The 15,420-nt window shown below is 61.6% G+C and carries 14 protein-coding genes; 1 reads left to right on the plus strand and 13 read right to left on the minus strand.

Annotated elements, in window-relative coordinates:
• Nucleotides 1–37: 37 nt before the first annotated feature.
• From JTJ32_RS06960 to JTJ32_RS06970, 3 genes are all read right to left on the minus strand, one after another.
• Entirely contained in the window at nucleotides 38–658 is a 621-nt protein-coding gene (locus JTJ32_RS06960; RefSeq protein ID WP_210041544.1) for a LysR family transcriptional regulator substrate-binding protein, read from the minus strand.
• Nucleotides 655–903: a LysR family transcriptional regulator gene (locus tag JTJ32_RS06965; RefSeq protein WP_025993605.1), complete on the minus strand. Its 249-nt coding sequence runs from the start codon at nucleotides 901–903 to the stop codon at nucleotides 655–657. Before JTJ32_RS06965 ends, JTJ32_RS06960 begins: the two co-directional genes overlap by 4 nt.
• Before the next feature lie 300 nt (nucleotides 904–1,203).
• Nucleotides 1,204–1,809, minus strand: a complete 606-nt coding sequence (locus JTJ32_RS06970; RefSeq protein ID WP_099227602.1) for a DJ-1/PfpI family protein — start codon at nucleotides 1,807–1,809, stop codon at nucleotides 1,204–1,206.
• 132 nt (nucleotides 1,810–1,941) lie between these two features.
• Here JTJ32_RS06970 and ftrA point away from each other — a divergent pair, with 132 nt between their 5' ends.
• Nucleotides 1,942–2,895 (plus strand): transcriptional regulator FtrA, encoded by a 954-nt coding sequence (gene ftrA, locus JTJ32_RS06975; protein WP_210041545.1) that lies wholly within the window; start codon nucleotides 1,942–1,944, stop codon nucleotides 2,893–2,895.
• A 48-nt stretch (nucleotides 2,896–2,943) separates the two neighbouring features.
• Here the strand turns inward: ftrA and JTJ32_RS06980 are convergent, their stop codons facing one another.
• Genes JTJ32_RS06980 through JTJ32_RS07025 form a run of 10 tightly spaced genes read right to left on the minus strand, consistent with a single transcriptional unit; the run spans nucleotide 2,944 to nucleotide 15,131 of the window.
• Entirely contained in the window at nucleotides 2,944–4,083 is a 1,140-nt protein-coding gene (locus tag JTJ32_RS06980; RefSeq protein ID WP_210041546.1) for a serine hydrolase domain-containing protein, read from the minus strand.
• A gap of 3 nt (nucleotides 4,084–4,086) precedes the next feature.
• A complete protein-coding gene (locus JTJ32_RS06985) occupies nucleotides 4,087–5,241 on the minus strand; it encodes an iron-containing alcohol dehydrogenase (protein ID WP_210041547.1) in 1,155 nt (384 codons plus the stop codon).
• A 17-nt stretch (nucleotides 5,242–5,258) separates the two neighbouring features.
• The gene (locus tag JTJ32_RS06990; RefSeq protein WP_099227606.1) at nucleotides 5,259–5,903 is read right to left on the minus strand and encodes a LysE family transporter; all 645 of its coding nucleotides are present in this window, start codon (nucleotides 5,901–5,903) and stop codon (nucleotides 5,259–5,261) included.
• Nucleotides 5,904–5,917: 14 nt separating this feature from the next.
• Nucleotides 5,918–7,720: an FAD/NAD(P)-binding protein gene (locus tag JTJ32_RS06995; protein ID WP_210041549.1), complete on the minus strand. Its 1,803-nt coding sequence runs from the start codon at nucleotides 7,718–7,720 to the stop codon at nucleotides 5,918–5,920.
• 5 nt (nucleotides 7,721–7,725) lie between these two features.
• Complete coding sequence (sbnB, locus tag JTJ32_RS07000; RefSeq protein ID WP_210041550.1) at nucleotides 7,726–9,735, minus strand: 2,3-diaminopropionate biosynthesis protein SbnB; 2,010 nt, start codon at nucleotides 9,733–9,735, stop codon at nucleotides 7,726–7,728.
• 5 nt (nucleotides 9,736–9,740) lie between these two features.
• On the minus strand, nucleotides 9,741–11,063 hold the full coding sequence (locus JTJ32_RS07005; protein WP_210041551.1) for a lysine N(6)-hydroxylase/L-ornithine N(5)-oxygenase family protein: 1,323 nt from the start codon (nucleotides 11,061–11,063) through the stop codon (nucleotides 9,741–9,743).
• A 52-nt stretch (nucleotides 11,064–11,115) separates the two neighbouring features.
• Nucleotides 11,116–12,093 carry an ABC transporter substrate-binding protein gene (locus JTJ32_RS07010; RefSeq protein WP_210041552.1) on the minus strand — a complete coding sequence of 326 codons (978 nt, stop codon included), beginning with the start codon at nucleotides 12,091–12,093 and terminating at the stop codon, nucleotides 11,116–11,118.
• Complete coding sequence (locus JTJ32_RS07015) at nucleotides 12,090–13,232, minus strand: NAD(P)/FAD-dependent oxidoreductase (protein WP_210041553.1); 1,143 nt, start codon at nucleotides 13,230–13,232, stop codon at nucleotides 12,090–12,092. The genes JTJ32_RS07010 and JTJ32_RS07015 overlap by 4 nt, the downstream gene beginning before the upstream one ends.
• Nucleotides 13,233–13,246: 14 nt before the next feature.
• Nucleotides 13,247–14,746 (minus strand): methionine--tRNA ligase, encoded by a 1,500-nt coding sequence (locus tag JTJ32_RS07020; protein ID WP_210041554.1) that lies wholly within the window; start codon nucleotides 14,744–14,746, stop codon nucleotides 13,247–13,249.
• Complete coding sequence (locus tag JTJ32_RS07025; protein ID WP_099227613.1) at nucleotides 14,739–15,131, minus strand: cupin domain-containing protein; 393 nt, start codon at nucleotides 15,129–15,131, stop codon at nucleotides 14,739–14,741. The genes JTJ32_RS07020 and JTJ32_RS07025 overlap by 8 nt, the downstream gene beginning before the upstream one ends.
• Between the last annotated feature and the right edge of the window lie 289 nt (nucleotides 15,132–15,420).

Raw genomic sequence — 15,420 nt, forward strand, 5'->3', positions numbered from 1 at the left:
TGCCGACGGGCTGTAATTTCCACAGCCCAGTGCATGCTCAATACCGCTGAACCGCCAGCACACGCGGCTTCTTCAACGCCTGGATAACCGCATTGGCGGCATTGGAAAGCAGCGAAGTCGGACGAGCCACGACACTGATGTGACGCAAGATCGCTCCGGGCAACGGCACCTGCTCCACTTCTCGCGTATGCCCATTGACCAGGGCGCTGGGCAGAATCGAGATGCAGTGCTGACGGGCGATCAGGTCCAGCAGGGTTTCCAGACAACTGAGTTCACCGCGATGACTGAGCCGGACCTGCGCGGATGCCAGTTGCTGATGCAATCGGTCCACACCGGGATGCCGCCAGGCGACATAGCGTGAGGTCTGAGACAGTTCGGTGAACGTGCGGGTCTGCGAAAGCTTGCCCTTGGCGGTCACCAAAACGTAGTGATCGGACCAGTGATGATGCTCGATGTGGTGTTCGCCCAGAACGGTACTGGGCAGAATCAGGATATCGGCTGCTTCCTTTATCAACGGCTCCAGCGACGGATTCTGTTCGCTGCCGTGCAGCACATTGAGGTGAATGTCAGGGTAATGCCGGGCGAGAAAATCCAGCGAAGTGCCAAGGCTGGTCTCTTGAATGTGCGTGTAGTAGTGGATCGTTACACTGCCGCTCACCCCATTTTTTTTAGTTGTTCAAGCGTTGCCATGATGCTGCCCAGGGTCTGTGAAATCACCCTTCCATCAGGCGTCAGTGTGCAGCCCGAGCGACTGCGGATGAACAGGCGTTTCTCGAAGAAATCTTCGACTTCCTTGATGGCGTAACTGATGTTCGACTGGCTGCACCCCAGAATGGCCGCAGCTTCCGAGAACGAACCGTGCTGGGCAACGGTTTGAACGATTTTGAAGAAATGGGTTTTCATCTGTCCTGCACTCTGGATAAAGCGATGGTAGACGCGACCTGGCGCTGACGGAAAAGTCGGAAAAACAGGAACCCCCGATGACATGCCCCTGTGCACGCTTATCGGCAGTGCAAAGAGATCGGTCAGTCGGGGGTGCATGCAACCGCTGGATTTTCTGGAAAGGATCCTGCCCGGACGCGTCAGCGCGCACGGCCAGACAGCAGGACCCCAGACAAGGCAGAAAGTCTGTCAGTCACCCGTAGTATCGAGTCCGATGTATCCGGAAAGCGGTACAGATCGCGATGGGCGATGGACGTTGATTCAGTCGTTCTCGGTCCAGTCGAAGTCCAGTTGCAGCGCAGTGCGCTCGGCCAGTTCGCGGCTGTGCAGACGTTCAACCAGATGCAGACTCATGTCAATGCCAGCGGAAATGCCCGCCGACGTCACGAACGAACCTTCATCGACCCAGCGCAGGGTGCTGAGGACATCCACTGAAGGGAACATTTCCTTGAGATCGGCGATGTCTTCCCAGTGCGTCGTGACTTGCTTGCCCGCCAGCTTGCCGGTCTTGGCGACCATGAATGCGCCGGTGCACACGGCCGCGACGACACGGCCCGGTTCCGACTGATCGCTGATCCAGCGAATGACGTCCGGCTTTTCCAGCTCGGCGTTGACCACGCCACCCGGCACGATCAGGCAGTCCATGGCCGGGTGATCATTGATCGAGAAATCCGGGTCGACCTTCAGACCTGCACGCGCACGCACAGGGGCAGTGCTGCGGCCGATGGTGAAGACAGTGAACAGCGGCTTGTCATCACGACTGTTGCGCGCATGCATTCGAGTAGCGGTGGTGAACACTTCGTAGGGGCCCGCGAAGTCGAGAACTTCGACGTCGTCGTACACGTAGATACCGATATTGAGGGACACGAAATGGCTCCTGGGTCCGGTTGCCGGACCACATGCAGGGTTAAGGATTCACCTGAGTGACAGGCTCCAGATTACCCAGTAGCATCAGCACGAACCACTGTCCGAAATGCCAATATCCGGTAACATCGCGCCATGAAAAATCATCTCGTTGTCGCCTTGATCTATAACCAGCTCTGTACCTTCGAATTCGGCTGCACGGTCGAAGTGTTCGCCCTCAAGCGGCCCGAACTGGGTGTGAGCTGGTATGAATTCGCGACATTCCCGGTAGATGACGGGCCGATCACGGCTGCCGGGGGCATTACCATCGTGCCGACGCCTGGCGACGTGCTGCTGGAAAACGCCGATACCATCATCGTGCCCGGCTGGCGCGGAGTCGAATCAAAGGTGCCGCAGCGCCTGATCGAGCAGCTTCAGGCTGCCCATGCGCGTGGCGCGCGCATCTGCTCGATCTGTACCGGCGCGTTCGTGCTGGCGGCTGCGGGATTGCTCGACGGCCACAGGGTCACGACTCACTGGCGTTACACCGATTTGCTGGCGACCATGTATCCGGAACTGACCATTCAGCCCAACGAGCTGTATGTCGATCAGGGCAACATCGTTACCGCCGCAGGGTCTGCGGCAGGACTGGACATGATGCTGCATCTGGTGCGCAACGATCACGGCTCGCGTGTGGCCAATATGGTGGCGCAGCGCATGGTGATCCCGCCCCACCGTGAAGGCGGTCAATCCCAGTACGCTTCGCGGCAACTGGTGTCGGCCAGCGACGGGCCGATTTCCAACCTGATGGACTGGATCCGCAGCGACCTGAACCGGCCGCACACCATCAAGGAAATGGCTTCCCGCGCCGCAGTGAGTACCCGCACCCTGCACCGCAGTTTCATGGAAAGCACCGGGCTCACGCCTTACGACTGGTTGCTGAGTGAGCGCGTGGCTTATGCCAAGGAGTTGCTGGAATCGTCGAAGTTGCGGTTGAACGAGGTGGTGGACAGAACCGGCTTCGGCTCCGAGGAGTCGTTCCGAAGGCACTTTCGCAATCTGGTGGGCGTCAGCCCGAGCAGCTACCGCAAGCAGTTTGCGCGGGTGTGACGGGCACTGATCGTGCCGACGCTCGGCATCGACACGATCAGCATCCCTTCATGAATACACCGCTTCAACCAACGCATCCGCAAAGCTGCCCCAGGCACCTGCCACGGCGGTATTGGTCAGTACAACCAGACTGATGTCAGAAACCGGATCGACCCAGTAATGACTGCCGTACACACCACACCATGACCAGGTGCCAGCACCCTGTCGCTGCCCGGCAGCCTGCGGATCAGCGAGGATCACCGGCCCCAGCCCGAACGTCCAGCCAGCGCCCCTGCCCTTGAGGGTCAGCTTGCCGATGGCGTTGCCCAGCAACGCCTCCGTACTGGCCGGGGTCAACAATGGCGACCCGCCCAGACGCAGGCATTCCAGCAGTTTCAGGTAATCGTCGGCCGTACCCAGCATGCCTGCGCCACCCGATTCATAGGCCTGCGCATCGTAGACCCGGCCCGAAGACACTTTGGCCAGTCCATGCTCAAGCACCAGCACATCGTCATGACCGATACGCTCGGGAACGTCAGCACCGTCTTTATAGGCACGCGCCAGCCGACCCTGATCCTGCCTGAACGAGGTCGACGCCATGCCCAGAGGCTGGGTGACCTGCTCGCCGATAACCTGCGACAACGCACGGCCAGTGCTTTGCTCGATCACCGCACCCAAAACGTCGCTCGCCAGCGAATATCCCCAAGCGGTGCCGGGTTCGAACAGCAAAGGCAGCTTCGCCAGACGACTCAGGTTTTCCTGCAGATCAAACGCCACACGGTTCAGCCCGTCTGACACGCCGGCCATCTCGTAGGCGTTGCCGCGCGGCTGTTCGAACCCATAGCCGAGCCCGGAGGTGTGCGACAGCAGATGGCGGAGGGTGATGAACGGTTCCCGGCCATCCCGCAGACAGGGTCGAAACGCTTGCAGCCAGTCCGTTACCGGCGCATCCAGACGCACGATGCCTTGCTCGCAAAGCCGCAGCACAGTCACCGACGTCAGCAGTTTTGTCAGCGATGCCAGGCGAAAACGTGTATCGCGAGTGACACTCACGCGCCGCTCCCGATCAGCCCAGCCACGCGCGCTGACGTAGCGCAGCACGCCGCCCTGCGCCACCAGCAGCACGCCGCCAACGATCCGCCCCGAATCCACCCAGCCTTGCCACACCTGGCCGAGACGCTGAACCGTCGGTTCATCCACCTGCACCATGAATCACTGCCCCCTGACCGCTTGCCTGAATATCCCGGCGTAGGCCTCGGCCGAATGGCGAATCGGGTTGGTGTGCGAGCATCCGTCCACAAACGCCATCCGCCCCACCAGCTCGGCGTCCTGATCATGAATGCCGATATCAGCCAGCGTGTGGGGAATACCGATCTGCTCGCGCAGGTTCAGTACCCAGTCCATCACGCCGCTGAAACCGGGTCTGGGCAAACGCAGGTAAATCGCCAGGTCGTCCATTTGCTGCAACAAGGCAGGCCTGTTGGCCTCCAGCACATACGGCAGCAGAATGGCGTTGAGCAAGCCATGATGCTGGTCATACAGCGCACCCAGGCTCTGCGCGATGGCATGCACACCGCCCAATCCCCGCTGAAACGCTGCCGCGCCAAGGCTGGAAGCCACCAGCATCTGTTGTCGCGCCTCCAGATCCCGCCCGTCCTCGACGACGCGAGGCAGATACGCCCTGATCATCTGCATGCCCTTCACCGACACCGCTTCAGCCATCGGATGCCAGACCGGCGAACACCAGGACTCCATGCAGTGGGTCAACGCGTCGGCACCGGTCGCAGCGGTCAGGTGTCTGGGCAAGTCCAGCGTCAGGTTGGCGTCCAGAATCGCGATGCGCGGCATCATGCGGATGTGCAGGATGGTGCGTTTGACCCTGGCCTGTTCATCCGTGATCACCGATGCCCTTCCCACTTCCGAGCCGGTACCCGCCGTGGTCGGCAGCGCAATGACCGGAGCGATGCCCGACGGGTTGGCGCGCAGATGATTCTGACCGATGTCCTCGAAGTCCCACAACGGACGGACTTGCCCTGACATCAGTGCAACCGCCTTGGCAGCGTCCAGTGCCGAGCCGCCGCCGAAAGCGATCACACCGTCGTGATCGCCCGATTTATAGGCTTGCAGCCCGTCAGCGACGTTGGTGCCGGTGGGATTGCCCTTGACCCGGTCGAACAGACCGCAATGCCCCAACCGCTGACGGCAATCCTCGACGGCGCTGTGGATCATGTCGGTGCTGCCCAGAAACTGATCAGTGATCAGCAGTGGACGTTTGATGCCTGTCACACGGCAGGCATCGGCCAGCTCGGCGGCGCGCCCGACGCCTGCGCGAATGGATGTCGGGTAATGCCAATCATTGTTGTACATGGTGTCGTTCCTTGAAATCAGTTGATCAGACCGGACGGCAGCAGGCCTATCAGCAGGCGAATGCCGAACGCGATCATGAAAAGCCCGGTCACGATGTCGATGACCTTTTTCATGCGTTGATAACGGGCCTGCACCGCCGGGATCGAGAACAGCGTGGCCAGCAGCACGAACCAGGAGATGGCGAGAATGGCAATGATCGACACCCCGGCCGTGCGTACCCACATTGGCATCCCCGGCGTCGTCACGGTGGTAAACACGCTGGTGTAGAACGCCAATGCCTTGGGGTTGGTCAGGTTGGTGAACAGGCCGAAACGGTAGGCACGGCTGAGGCTGCCAATGCCCAGCGCGCCAATGTCTCGGGGTTTGGGCTGGCTGCCCGCGCTGCGCAGGCTCTTGGTGCCCAGCCAGGTCAGGTATGCCCCGCCCAGCAGTTGCAAGGCCGGTTGCAGCCAGGGCAGTTGCTGAAAGATCAGGCCCAGGCCAGTGGCGGCCAATAACGCCCAAAGGATGCTGCCCGAGGCGACGCCCAGCCCGGCGCAGATGCCTTGTTGCCGGGACTGGCTGAACGATAATTGGGTGATGACCAGAAAGTTCGGGCCGGGACTGATGATCAGAACAATGAAAGCACCGGCGAGCGCCGTCAGCAGAGTGATCTCGTACATGTAACCAATTCCTTTTAGAGGGTTGAAAAAGAGGTGATGGAACGGGAGTCGAAGCGACCGGCCGAGAGCGCATCAAGGCATGTCTCGGCAGCCTGCCGCGCCTCGATCAGCGCACGGCAGGTCGGGTCTGGCGTGGGCACGTAGTGGTTGTAGAAGGTGCAGCCTTCGACGATCGGCCCCAGCGCCCAAAGGCGTGGATGAACGCTGCCGTCGGCACGTAAGGCACGCCCGGAAAGGTCCGTCTCCACACCGTCGGCCGGGTACGCATGAGCCGGGCGGACGAGGCCCTGACGCAGCAAGTCGTTCAGCAGCGGATCACGACTGGCGCAAAGACCGCGGTGCGCCACTCGGGCCCGGATCAGCGTGTCGAACGGCACCGACGAGCCGGAGGCATCCTCCATGGGTGGCAGGACGGTGACGACACCCGCCTGGATCAGCGCCAGCAGGTCTTCGTAACGCTCTTTCTGCGGGCCGCCGACCAGTCGATTCGACAGACCGGCCCATTTTTCATAAAACGCCAGTGTCGACGCTTCGCTGAGGCCGCCGCGATCCGCCACACGCCGCAGCAGGTCGCGATAATCACGCCAGACTTCCAGCGCCTGACGAATCGGACTGTTCACGGTGCCCAGACGGCTCAGCGCCAGCTCACGCTTGATCCAGCGTTCGAACCACTGCGCATAGGATTCATCAGTGCCGGACCAGCGCTCGGTGACCAGCCACTGCTCGGGTTCGAACTCGCCCCACTGCTCGGCCAGCGCCTTGAACAACCTGGGGTGCGATGCCTGACCCGTCGCATGACGAAGCGTCAGCTGCAGTGCCGGCAATTCACGAGGCGCGTCGAGCCGGACTTTGGCCTGCCAGAACAGGGCGCGCATTTCGTCCTTGATCAGCGGCAGCACATCACGCTCGAAATCAAGCTGTCCGGTCGTACGCTGCCGGCGAAGACCGGCAATGGCTTCAGCGGTGAAAAACGTTCTCGGCAGCACAGCATGGGCAGAAGGATGCCACTGGGGCCGGGCGTGAAATGGCAGCCCGGAGCGAGAGTACAGCCCTATCCTCGGCTCCAGCCCGGACGGCAGGTAGCGCCAGCCCGCTAGGCCCGGATCAGAAACGTAGCGCCCGCCGCGCCCCTGAGTGAGCTGCGCGAGGGTGTCCATTGCCGTCAGGCCCAGCCCTTCGATCAACACCGACTCGCCGACGGCAGGTGGCGCATCTTCCGCGAAAGAATGCCCACAGGTCAGCAACACCGCATCTACTTCCAGCTCGCGAGCCGATGTCTGCAGGCAAAAACCTGCACCCACACCCAGCTCACGACAACCCGTGACCACCTCGGCGTGATGGCGCACTTCGACATGCGCCGGGCACTGCTGCAGCAGAAAACGGTAGCTGTCCTGCAAATAACGCCCCAGCAGTTTGCGCGGCACAAAGTCGCCGAACGCCACCGGCCTGCCCTGCCCATCCGTACTGACATGGCCGCGCTCATCGAGCCTGACAGCCTTGGCCTCGCACCATTGCAAAAAGCTCCAGCCTGCAGGTTCACCGACTGGAAAGGCCGATGAGAACGCCGACAACTGGCCCGCCATGGTATTGAGCATCAGGTAATCGGGCTGCTCGGCCAGGTGCAGGCCGCCGCCCGGTGCTTGGGGATCGAACACCTCGATGTGCAGCCGTTGCGCACGCGCCTTGCGACTCAAACCGATCAACTGTTCCAGAACACCGAGGCCGCGCGAGCCCATGCCGATGATCGCGATCGAACGCGGCTCAGGTCCGAACTGCCGGGCACGCCGTTCGGCCCGGTCAAGAGAACGTGTCTGCATACCGGTCACCAGCGGTTGGATTCGAAGAAGAACTGCGGCACCGGCAAGGCGCTGCCCTCGGCCACGGCCTGCCCGTAAATCCGCTGCCCCACAGCCAGGTCGAGCACCCCCAGGCCGAACGGCGAGAAGATTGATGCCCGATCCGGGCTCAGCTCCACTTGCCCGGTCATCAGTTGCGCCAGCGTGCCGGTAATGAACGAACGGTCCTGATACTGCTGCACCGCCAGGTCAGGCGAGGTCCGGGCTTTCAGGCAATGCTCGACGTCATCCAGAATGTTGTTGGCGCAGGCAATCACCTCCGGTCCCAGATCACGCAACGAGATGTTCAACACCAACTGACCCGGCCGGAATGCAGGCTTCAGGACATAAGGACTCGGCGCAGTGGTAGCGAACACCACCACATCCGCCTGCAGGCTGTCGTCCAGATCGGCCAGCTCACCGACCAACCGGTGCCGAGTCGTGGCGTGATCGACCAGCGCTCGTGCCGAATCGGCGTGCTGATCGAACACACTCACCGTATCCAGGGTCCAGCCGTCGCTGACGAACATGTCCAGAATGCTGCGCGCAATGAAGCCAGCACCAATGAACGCCATGCGCCGGGCATGTTTGTGATGACGATTCATCCAGCGCGCACCCAACACTGCCGAGGCGGCGGTGCGCATGGCGCTGATCCGCGACGCCTCCAGGCAGGCGAAGGCATAGCCGGTCTGCGGATCGTTGAGGATCAACACTGCCGAAGCACGTTGCAGACCCGACTCTGTATTGCCGGGGAAGCTGGAAATCCACTTGATCCCACTGACCGGCTGTTCCCCGCACAAACTGGCGGGCAGCGCGATGATGCGGTTGGCCGGTGCTTCGGGAAACCTCAGAAAGTAACTGTCGGGGTTGATCGTCCGGCCTGCTTCATGGGCCAGATAAGCGTTCTCGACGTCATCAATGCACGCTTGAGGATCCGCCGCCAGCAGCCGCGCAACCACTTCACCGTCGATCACATGGAACGGAGCCTGGCGCGAGCGTTCGGCCGCCAGGTACGTGGTCCAGTGCGGCATGACCGGCATGTCTGCCAAGGTCATGTTCAGCACATCGCTGCCGAAATGCCGCTCGACCCACAGGTCGTCATACAGCGTGTCCAGATAGCGCTCACCCCAGTCCGGCGACAAGGCCACCACCACCGAACCGGGTTCGATGCGGTCGCGCCATGCGTGAACCGCCGCCGCCACGGTGGCGGTCGAACCACCGACCAGCAAGCCTTTGGTGCGCGCCAGAATGCGGCACATGGCCACGGTGCGCGACTCGGGCACCATCTCCAGCGCGTGCACACCGTCGGCATTGAAAATCGGCGGACGCTGGCTGGTGCCAAGGCCCGGAATGTAGCGACGGCTGGCCGGGGTGTTGAACGTCACCGAGCCGACACTGTCCACGGCAATGATTTTGGTGGTCGGGTGATGGCGCTGAAAATGCTGGAGGCAGCCCATCAGGGTACCGGTTGTGCCTGCGCCAACGAACAGGTAATCGACATGCCCGAAATGCTGGCTGATCGAACGCGCCGTGGTACGTGCATGGGCTCGTGGGTTGGCCGCGTTTTCATACTGGTTGAGCCACACATAGCGCGGGTCGCTGCCGATTTTTTCACGGATCAGCGCGATGCGTGTACCGAGAAATCCGCCGTTTTCGTCCGGCGTCTCGACCCGGATGACCTCGGCGCCATAAGTGCGCATCATGCGAATGTTGTGGTTGGAGCTGTTGGGATCGACCACGCAGGTGAAGCGAATCCCGCGTTCGGCGCAGAGCATGGCCAGCGCTACACCGAGATTGCCCGACGACGATTCGATCAGAATCGTCTCCGGCCCTATCAGACCCCGTGATTGCAGGTCATCCACCAGACCTACAGCGGTCTTGAGCTTGATCGAACCTGCCGGGTTGAGCGATTCCATTTTCAGGAAAAAGTCATGCCCGAGGCCCGAGACCTTGAGAAAGGTCCGGTCGTGAATAATGTCGCAGATAGTGTCGTACATGAGGGTCACTTCCACTGTGCCAGTAACGGTGCATCGGCCGTGCAATCGACGGCCTGTTCAAGAGCATTGGCGATACGTCCGGCGCGCAGGGCCATGAGGGAAAACGACTGGCTGTCGCTGATACCGTGACTGCGCTCGGAAAGGCCGTTGACCCAGATGTTCACGTCGCAGTCTTCGTCCATCGCGACGTGGTAATCCCGGTCGATCAGAAGCCCTCCGTCCAGGTCCGCCTTGAGCCAGGGTTGCAGCCCGCTCAGCAATGGCGGAATCAGGTATTGCTCGTAACCGGTGCCCAGCACCACAGCGTCCACGTCCAGCACCTGGCTACGCTGACTGAAGGTATCGGTGATCTCGACGCGATAACCGTTTCCGGCCTGTCCGATGGACGAAACGACGCTGTAGCCGTAGGTCTGCAGGCGTTTGCGTCCGGCGATGGCGTCCTCGTAGATCAGTGAAAACAGCTTCTGACTTTCGTCCGGGTCGATGCCTGCATAGTTGGTCGAGCGGCTCCAGTCGAGAAACCGATGCCGCGCTGCGTGGTTGAGGCTGTGGAAGTAGTCGACGTGATCGGGCGCAAAGACGCGGTTGGGGAACTGCCCCAGCTGGGTCAGTTTGAAACCGGCAGAACGATGCACGGAGTGCACTTCGATGCCCGCATCACGCGTCACCAGTTCCAGCACCGATTCGCTGGCGCTCTGCCCCGAACCCAGCACCAGCCAGCGCTTGGGCAGGTTCTCGCCAAAGGCTTGCAGGCGGGTCAGAAATTGCGAGGTGTGGAACAGCGCAGGGCCCAGCAGCGCCTGGAACATCACCGGAATGCGTGGCGCACTGCCGCTCGACAGCACAATGTTACGGGTGGTGAAGCAGGCATCCGGCGTGCCGACTTTCAGCTCGCAAAGACGCCCGGCACGGACCACCGGAGCGATGTCGGTCACCGGTGAATTGAAGCGCGTATCGCTGTCGACCTGCTGCGACACCCAGGCCACGTAATCCGACCATTCGTGGCGGCTCGCAGGACGACCCAGCAAACCGAAATCGAACAGTCGGTCCTTGCTCTTGAGGTACATGGCGAACGAGAAGCGGCTGCGCGGGTTGCGCGGCGTGACCAGATCGCGAAACACGTGGTGATTGATGTCCGTTCCGGCGAGCAGCAGTTCCCTGTGCCACTGGGTGTCCGCCGCGGCTTCCAGAAATTGCACAGAAAGGTTCGCCAGCGGACCGTTATCTTCCCGCGCATCCTCGAGCGCGCAGGCCAGAGCGATGCCCGCAGGGCCGAAACCGATACACACAGCATCCGATTGATAAAGGTGTGGTGTTGAATGACCCATGAAATTCCCATCCTTAGAGTTGGCGTAACGCCTTGAAAAGCGGTCGTGAACATCAGAAAGGTTCCGGAATCAGCCCCTCGGGACCGACTTTCCAGACACTGTTGAATGCGCCGCGGTATTCGCCCCGATCAAAGCTGACCTCGCCCAGCGGCGTACTGAAGAGGGTGCGGTTCAGCACATCCAGCAGCTGCTTCCCGCGCCACGCGTTGTTGGCCAGGATTGCCAGCACGTGGAGCATCAGCAGGCTTTCCCGGTAATAGGTCTGTGGCATGACGCCGAACAGCGACGGGTGCAATGCCTGTGCTGCGGCACTCTGTTGCGTGCCGGGCGGCACGCCGAAACCGATGACCCAGGTGTTGCTGTCATGGGCAGACGCACAGCCCAAGTGCGGCGAGGCGGCGTCGTCGGTCAGAACCAGCGGCCGGGTACTGCCTGCCTGACGTCGCGCCCGCCAATGCTCGCGACTGGGGTGCAGACGCCCGGCGAACACTTCCACATCGGCGTGCTCCCGTTCGCTCGCTACACGCAGGCCAGCGGTTTCAAGCGCATCGCCGATTGCCACGATGAGCGCCTGGCCATGGGCGCTGCCATCCGCTTGAAGGTGCACGGCATGCCACTGACGAGCTGAAAGCCATCGCGTCAGGTCTACAGCCAGTTGCCGGTCCGACGGGCAAAACCTGAACACGTTGGGGTGCTCGATCGTGAGTCGATCAATGGTCGCCGCAGGCGTCAGCAGCGCAATACCTGCCCGTTGATACAGCGCAGCCGCGCCGATGGCGGCATCGGACGAAAAGTGACCGATGACCAGATCTGCCTGCCAGTCGATCATCTGCTGCGCCACTTCGGCACCTCGGCCGGCACTGGCACCGTCATCGAGAAAGCGCCACTGCACGCGGCCCAGCCCCGGAATGACGTTGCGCGCCACGGCCATTGCCCTGAGAAAGGTCCGGGCATGGGGCGTGTCATTCGGGTCGAACAACGCACTGACGCCGACCCGCAAGGCTTCAGGTTCCGGCAAGACGACGCTCATGGCCGCACGCCCTGCTGATCCGGGCTGCACCGCAAGGGATCCGGCGCAAGTGCCGACCAGCCGGGACATGGCGTACGCTGCCCCGACAGGCGATCGCGCAACTGATCAAACGCGATATGCGCAACGCCCGGCGCGAACTTGAAGCCCAGCCCGGACATGCCGGCCGCCACATAAATCGGGCTCTGTTCGTCACAAAAGCCCAGCAACGGACGCCCATCCACGCTGTAGCTGTCAAAGCCCGGCAGGACGTCCAGCACACGCACCTGGGCCGCCCAGGTGTCGGACAACTGCGCAACGCGCTTGCGAGCGTCCTCGGCATGGCGTGCGTCCGGCAATGCGAGGTGCTCCGGCCACACACCGCTGTCGCGCAGGCCGCAACCGGTCTGCACGATGTTGCGGGTCAGCGGGATGCCGTAGCTCTGGGTGACGGCATCGATCAATGGCATGGACCAATCGCTGTCGGTCATGACCCGTGCCAGCGGAATCGAACGCGCTTCCAGCGCCAGATTCGGCACCAGTAACCGACTCCAGGCCCCGGCTGCCACGACCACCGCGCGACACCGCACGGTCACATCGCCCAGTTCGATGTGTACCAGGTCGCGGGCCCGGCAATCGATGGCCTTGATCTCGCGATGTTCCAGCAGCAAGCCGTGCTGACGCACCACGCCACACAACGCGGCCACCGCCTGGCGCACATTGCCGACACAGGCGTGCGACTCGAACAGATTGACCCGCTCTTCGTCCGGGCAGCGTGGATAACGGCTGCCGTCCAGCTCGCGACGGCTCAAAAGGCGCATGGGATACCGCTCACTGCCATAGTGCTCGATGGCGCGGCACAGGTTGTCCAGTTGATCGGGGGCCGCGCGGTAGATAACACCGGTGCGCCTGAGTGCCTGGCGGTAAGTCGTGGCGAACACGCCCTCTTCCATCCGGCCGATGGAATAAGCCGCCAGCTCCATCAGTAGCGGATCGTTGTCGTACAGGCGCACCAGCCCGCCGGAGTAGCCGCTGGCCCCGAGGCTGCCTGCTGCCCCCTTGTCGATCAGCGCGACCGACACCCCTGCGCTGCATAGCTTCGCCGCGATACTGGCACCGGTGATCCCGGCGCCTATGACCGCTATTTCATGTTCGATGAACATCGTGGAGAGTCCGTTCAGATGGAGTATTCGGCAGCCGATCCCGACATGACCGTGGCGTTGACCCGGGCTTCGGGCAAATCGAAGGCGGTGACAATCCGTGCCGACATCTCGGGGATCAGCGCCTTGCCGATGACCGCGATGAAGGCTGCGAGATGGCTGACCTGTCGCCCTTCCGCCAGGCGCGTGCGAGTGATGGCAATCACATCCAGCAGCACCTGCGCCATGCCTTTCATGGAAAACTGATTCGGCTCGCAGGCCTTGCTCCACTGCAGACGCAGCGCTTCCAGCAGACCGGCGTCGGCACCGCACACACCGCTCCACCAACTGCTGTCGCGCTGCTCGCCGGTTGCGAGCAAGGCCGGGAAGAACGCTTCGAACACGTCCGCGCGCCATTTCAGAAAGTGCTGCAGACGAAAGTCGCCCTCGCTCTCCTCCGGCGCGATGCTCGCCAGATACAGACGGGCGCTGTCGGCACAGGCTTCGCGGGCCAGATCCCCGACCCAGATGGCGTGATTGCGGCTGGTCGACAGATTGAGTCCGTCCAGCTTGAGAAACTGGTTGGGCACAAAGCGCTGTTGAACGCGGATGTCATCCATCACTGACAGCTGCGCCGGGTAGACAACGGCGTGGCTGAATACGCAATCGAAGCCAAGAAAATGCACCAGCGTGCCCTGCCCCGACTGCCAGTACTGACGGAACAGCTCCGGACGACCGATGCGGTCGGCGTATTCGCGAAACGCGGCCATATAGCCGGGCAGCCCCATGAACCAGGTGTGCACCCGGCACGAGCCGTCAGCCTCAAGATCGAGGCCGCCATCGTGCGGACGTGTGACGCCCCAGTCGTGGATGTGCTCCAGGGTGTCGCGCAACCAGGCGTTCAGCGGACTGCGCCACTGGCGGTCCAGCAGCCGGTCACGCAGCGCAGGCTTGCAGGCTGCCAGTTTCAGGAATGCTCGGTGTGCGGTTTTCCATTGCGAAGGCTGTTTGCACAGCTTGCAGTGCAGCCCCGTCATCAACTGCGCGTCAGGTGCCTGAGCGCAGTTTTCGCACTGGCTGGCGTCGGACTCGACTCCGCAGTAATTGCAGTTGCCGCGCGCAAACGCTTCGTAACCCCAGACATCGCAGTCAGGGCAGTAAGGTTCGCTCGAATCGCGAAACTCGATCAGCCCTGCATCGCGGACTTTGTTGAACACGTCGGCAACCGCCTCGGCGAACCAATGGTTGTCGTAAGGCCGCATCCAGTTGTCCGGCTGGATGTTGATCGCCGCCAGCGAGGCTTCGATCCGGTCCGAGTTGCGATTGGCAAGTTCTACCGAGTCAATGCCGGTTTCCAGGCCCTTGCGCAACATGTATGACTGATAGTCGTCCGAGTAGGACAGCAGCACACACTCGTGACCGCGCTGACGTTGAACGCGGGTGAAGACATCGGCAGCCAGAAACGGACCTGCAATATGACCGATGTGCAAATCGCCGTTGGGCGTGGGCGGCGTGATGGTGACAATGTACTTAGTCATCGAGGCACCCCGTGGTTTCGCAGTGTTGCTCGACGAACGCATTGACGTAGTTCATGTCCCACCACACCACGTAGAAATGAAAGTCCTCATCGGAATCATTAATGACGTAATGGTTGGTATGTTTCGGAATGGCCGCGATGTCGCCCACGTTGAACGGCATGACCTTGTCGCCCACCACCAGTCGGGCACTGCCTTTGATGGCGATGAATATTTCCTGATCGATCTGGGTATGCGCCTCGCTGCGGGTACCCGGACGCACCACACACCAGCCGCCTGCAAACGGCATCGGGTAGCCTTCCCAGGGCAATAGACGACTGCCGTCGAGCCCATACTCATGTACCAGGGCATCGAAGTCGGTTTTACGGTGTATATCGAACTTTTCCATGCTCAGACCCGTGTGTTGTAAGTGGGGCAAAGCATGAAATTCGCGGCAACAATTGGCTATCCGATCCCTTGATAGATCAGAGCGGTCGAATCGACTTTCTGAATGGCCGCGCGCGTAAACAGCCGCAGACAAACCTACGACTCCGTACGGCTATACCGCAACGTATTCGCTTTTGCAGGCGTCTGAATTCTGGAGAACGTTTGATCCAAAGGCTTATGTTCTGCCTTAGTGCATCTTGACGTTAACAATGAGGTAAGAGCGTTTCAGGACGCGGAACATGCCGGGCAAT

Source organism: Pseudomonas alliivorans (assembly GCF_017826695.1).
In the GTDB taxonomy this organism is placed as follows: domain Bacteria; phylum Pseudomonadota; class Gammaproteobacteria; order Pseudomonadales; family Pseudomonadaceae; genus Aquipseudomonas; species Aquipseudomonas alliivorans.

Excerpts from the sequence above, each read along its gene's own strand:
- sbnB (WP_210041550.1), bottom strand. The coding sequence starts at position 9,735 with ATGTACGACACTATCTGCGACATTATTCACGACCGGACCTTTCTCAAG.
- JTJ32_RS06985 (WP_210041547.1), bottom strand. The coding sequence starts at position 5,241 with ATGTACAACAATGATTGGCATTACCCGACATCCATTCGCGCAGGCGTC.
- JTJ32_RS06995 (WP_210041549.1), bottom strand. The coding sequence starts at position 7,720 with ATGCAGACACGTTCTCTTGACCGGGCCGAACGGCGTGCCCGGCAGTTC.
- JTJ32_RS07020 (WP_210041554.1), bottom strand. The coding sequence starts at position 14,746 with ATGACTAAGTACATTGTCACCATCACGCCGCCCACGCCCAACGGCGAT.
- JTJ32_RS07010 (WP_210041552.1), bottom strand. The coding sequence starts at position 12,093 with ATGAGCGTCGTCTTGCCGGAACCTGAAGCCTTGCGGGTCGGCGTCAGT.
- JTJ32_RS06980 (WP_210041546.1), bottom strand. The coding sequence starts at position 4,083 with ATGGTGCAGGTGGATGAACCGACGGTTCAGCGTCTCGGCCAGGTGTGG.
- JTJ32_RS07025 (WP_099227613.1), bottom strand. The coding sequence starts at position 15,131 with ATGGAAAAGTTCGATATACACCGTAAAACCGACTTCGATGCCCTGGTA.
- JTJ32_RS06990 (WP_099227606.1), bottom strand. The coding sequence starts at position 5,903 with ATGTACGAGATCACTCTGCTGACGGCGCTCGCCGGTGCTTTCATTGTT.
- JTJ32_RS07005 (WP_210041551.1), bottom strand. The coding sequence starts at position 11,063 with ATGGGTCATTCAACACCACACCTTTATCAATCGGATGCTGTGTGTATC.
- JTJ32_RS07015 (WP_210041553.1), bottom strand. The coding sequence starts at position 13,232 with ATGTTCATCGAACATGAAATAGCGGTCATAGGCGCCGGGATCACCGGT.
- ftrA (WP_210041545.1), top strand. The coding sequence starts at position 1,942 with ATGAAAAATCATCTCGTTGTCGCCTTGATCTATAACCAGCTCTGTACC.
- JTJ32_RS06965 (WP_025993605.1), bottom strand. The coding sequence starts at position 903 with ATGAAAACCCATTTCTTCAAAATCGTTCAAACCGTTGCCCAGCACGGT.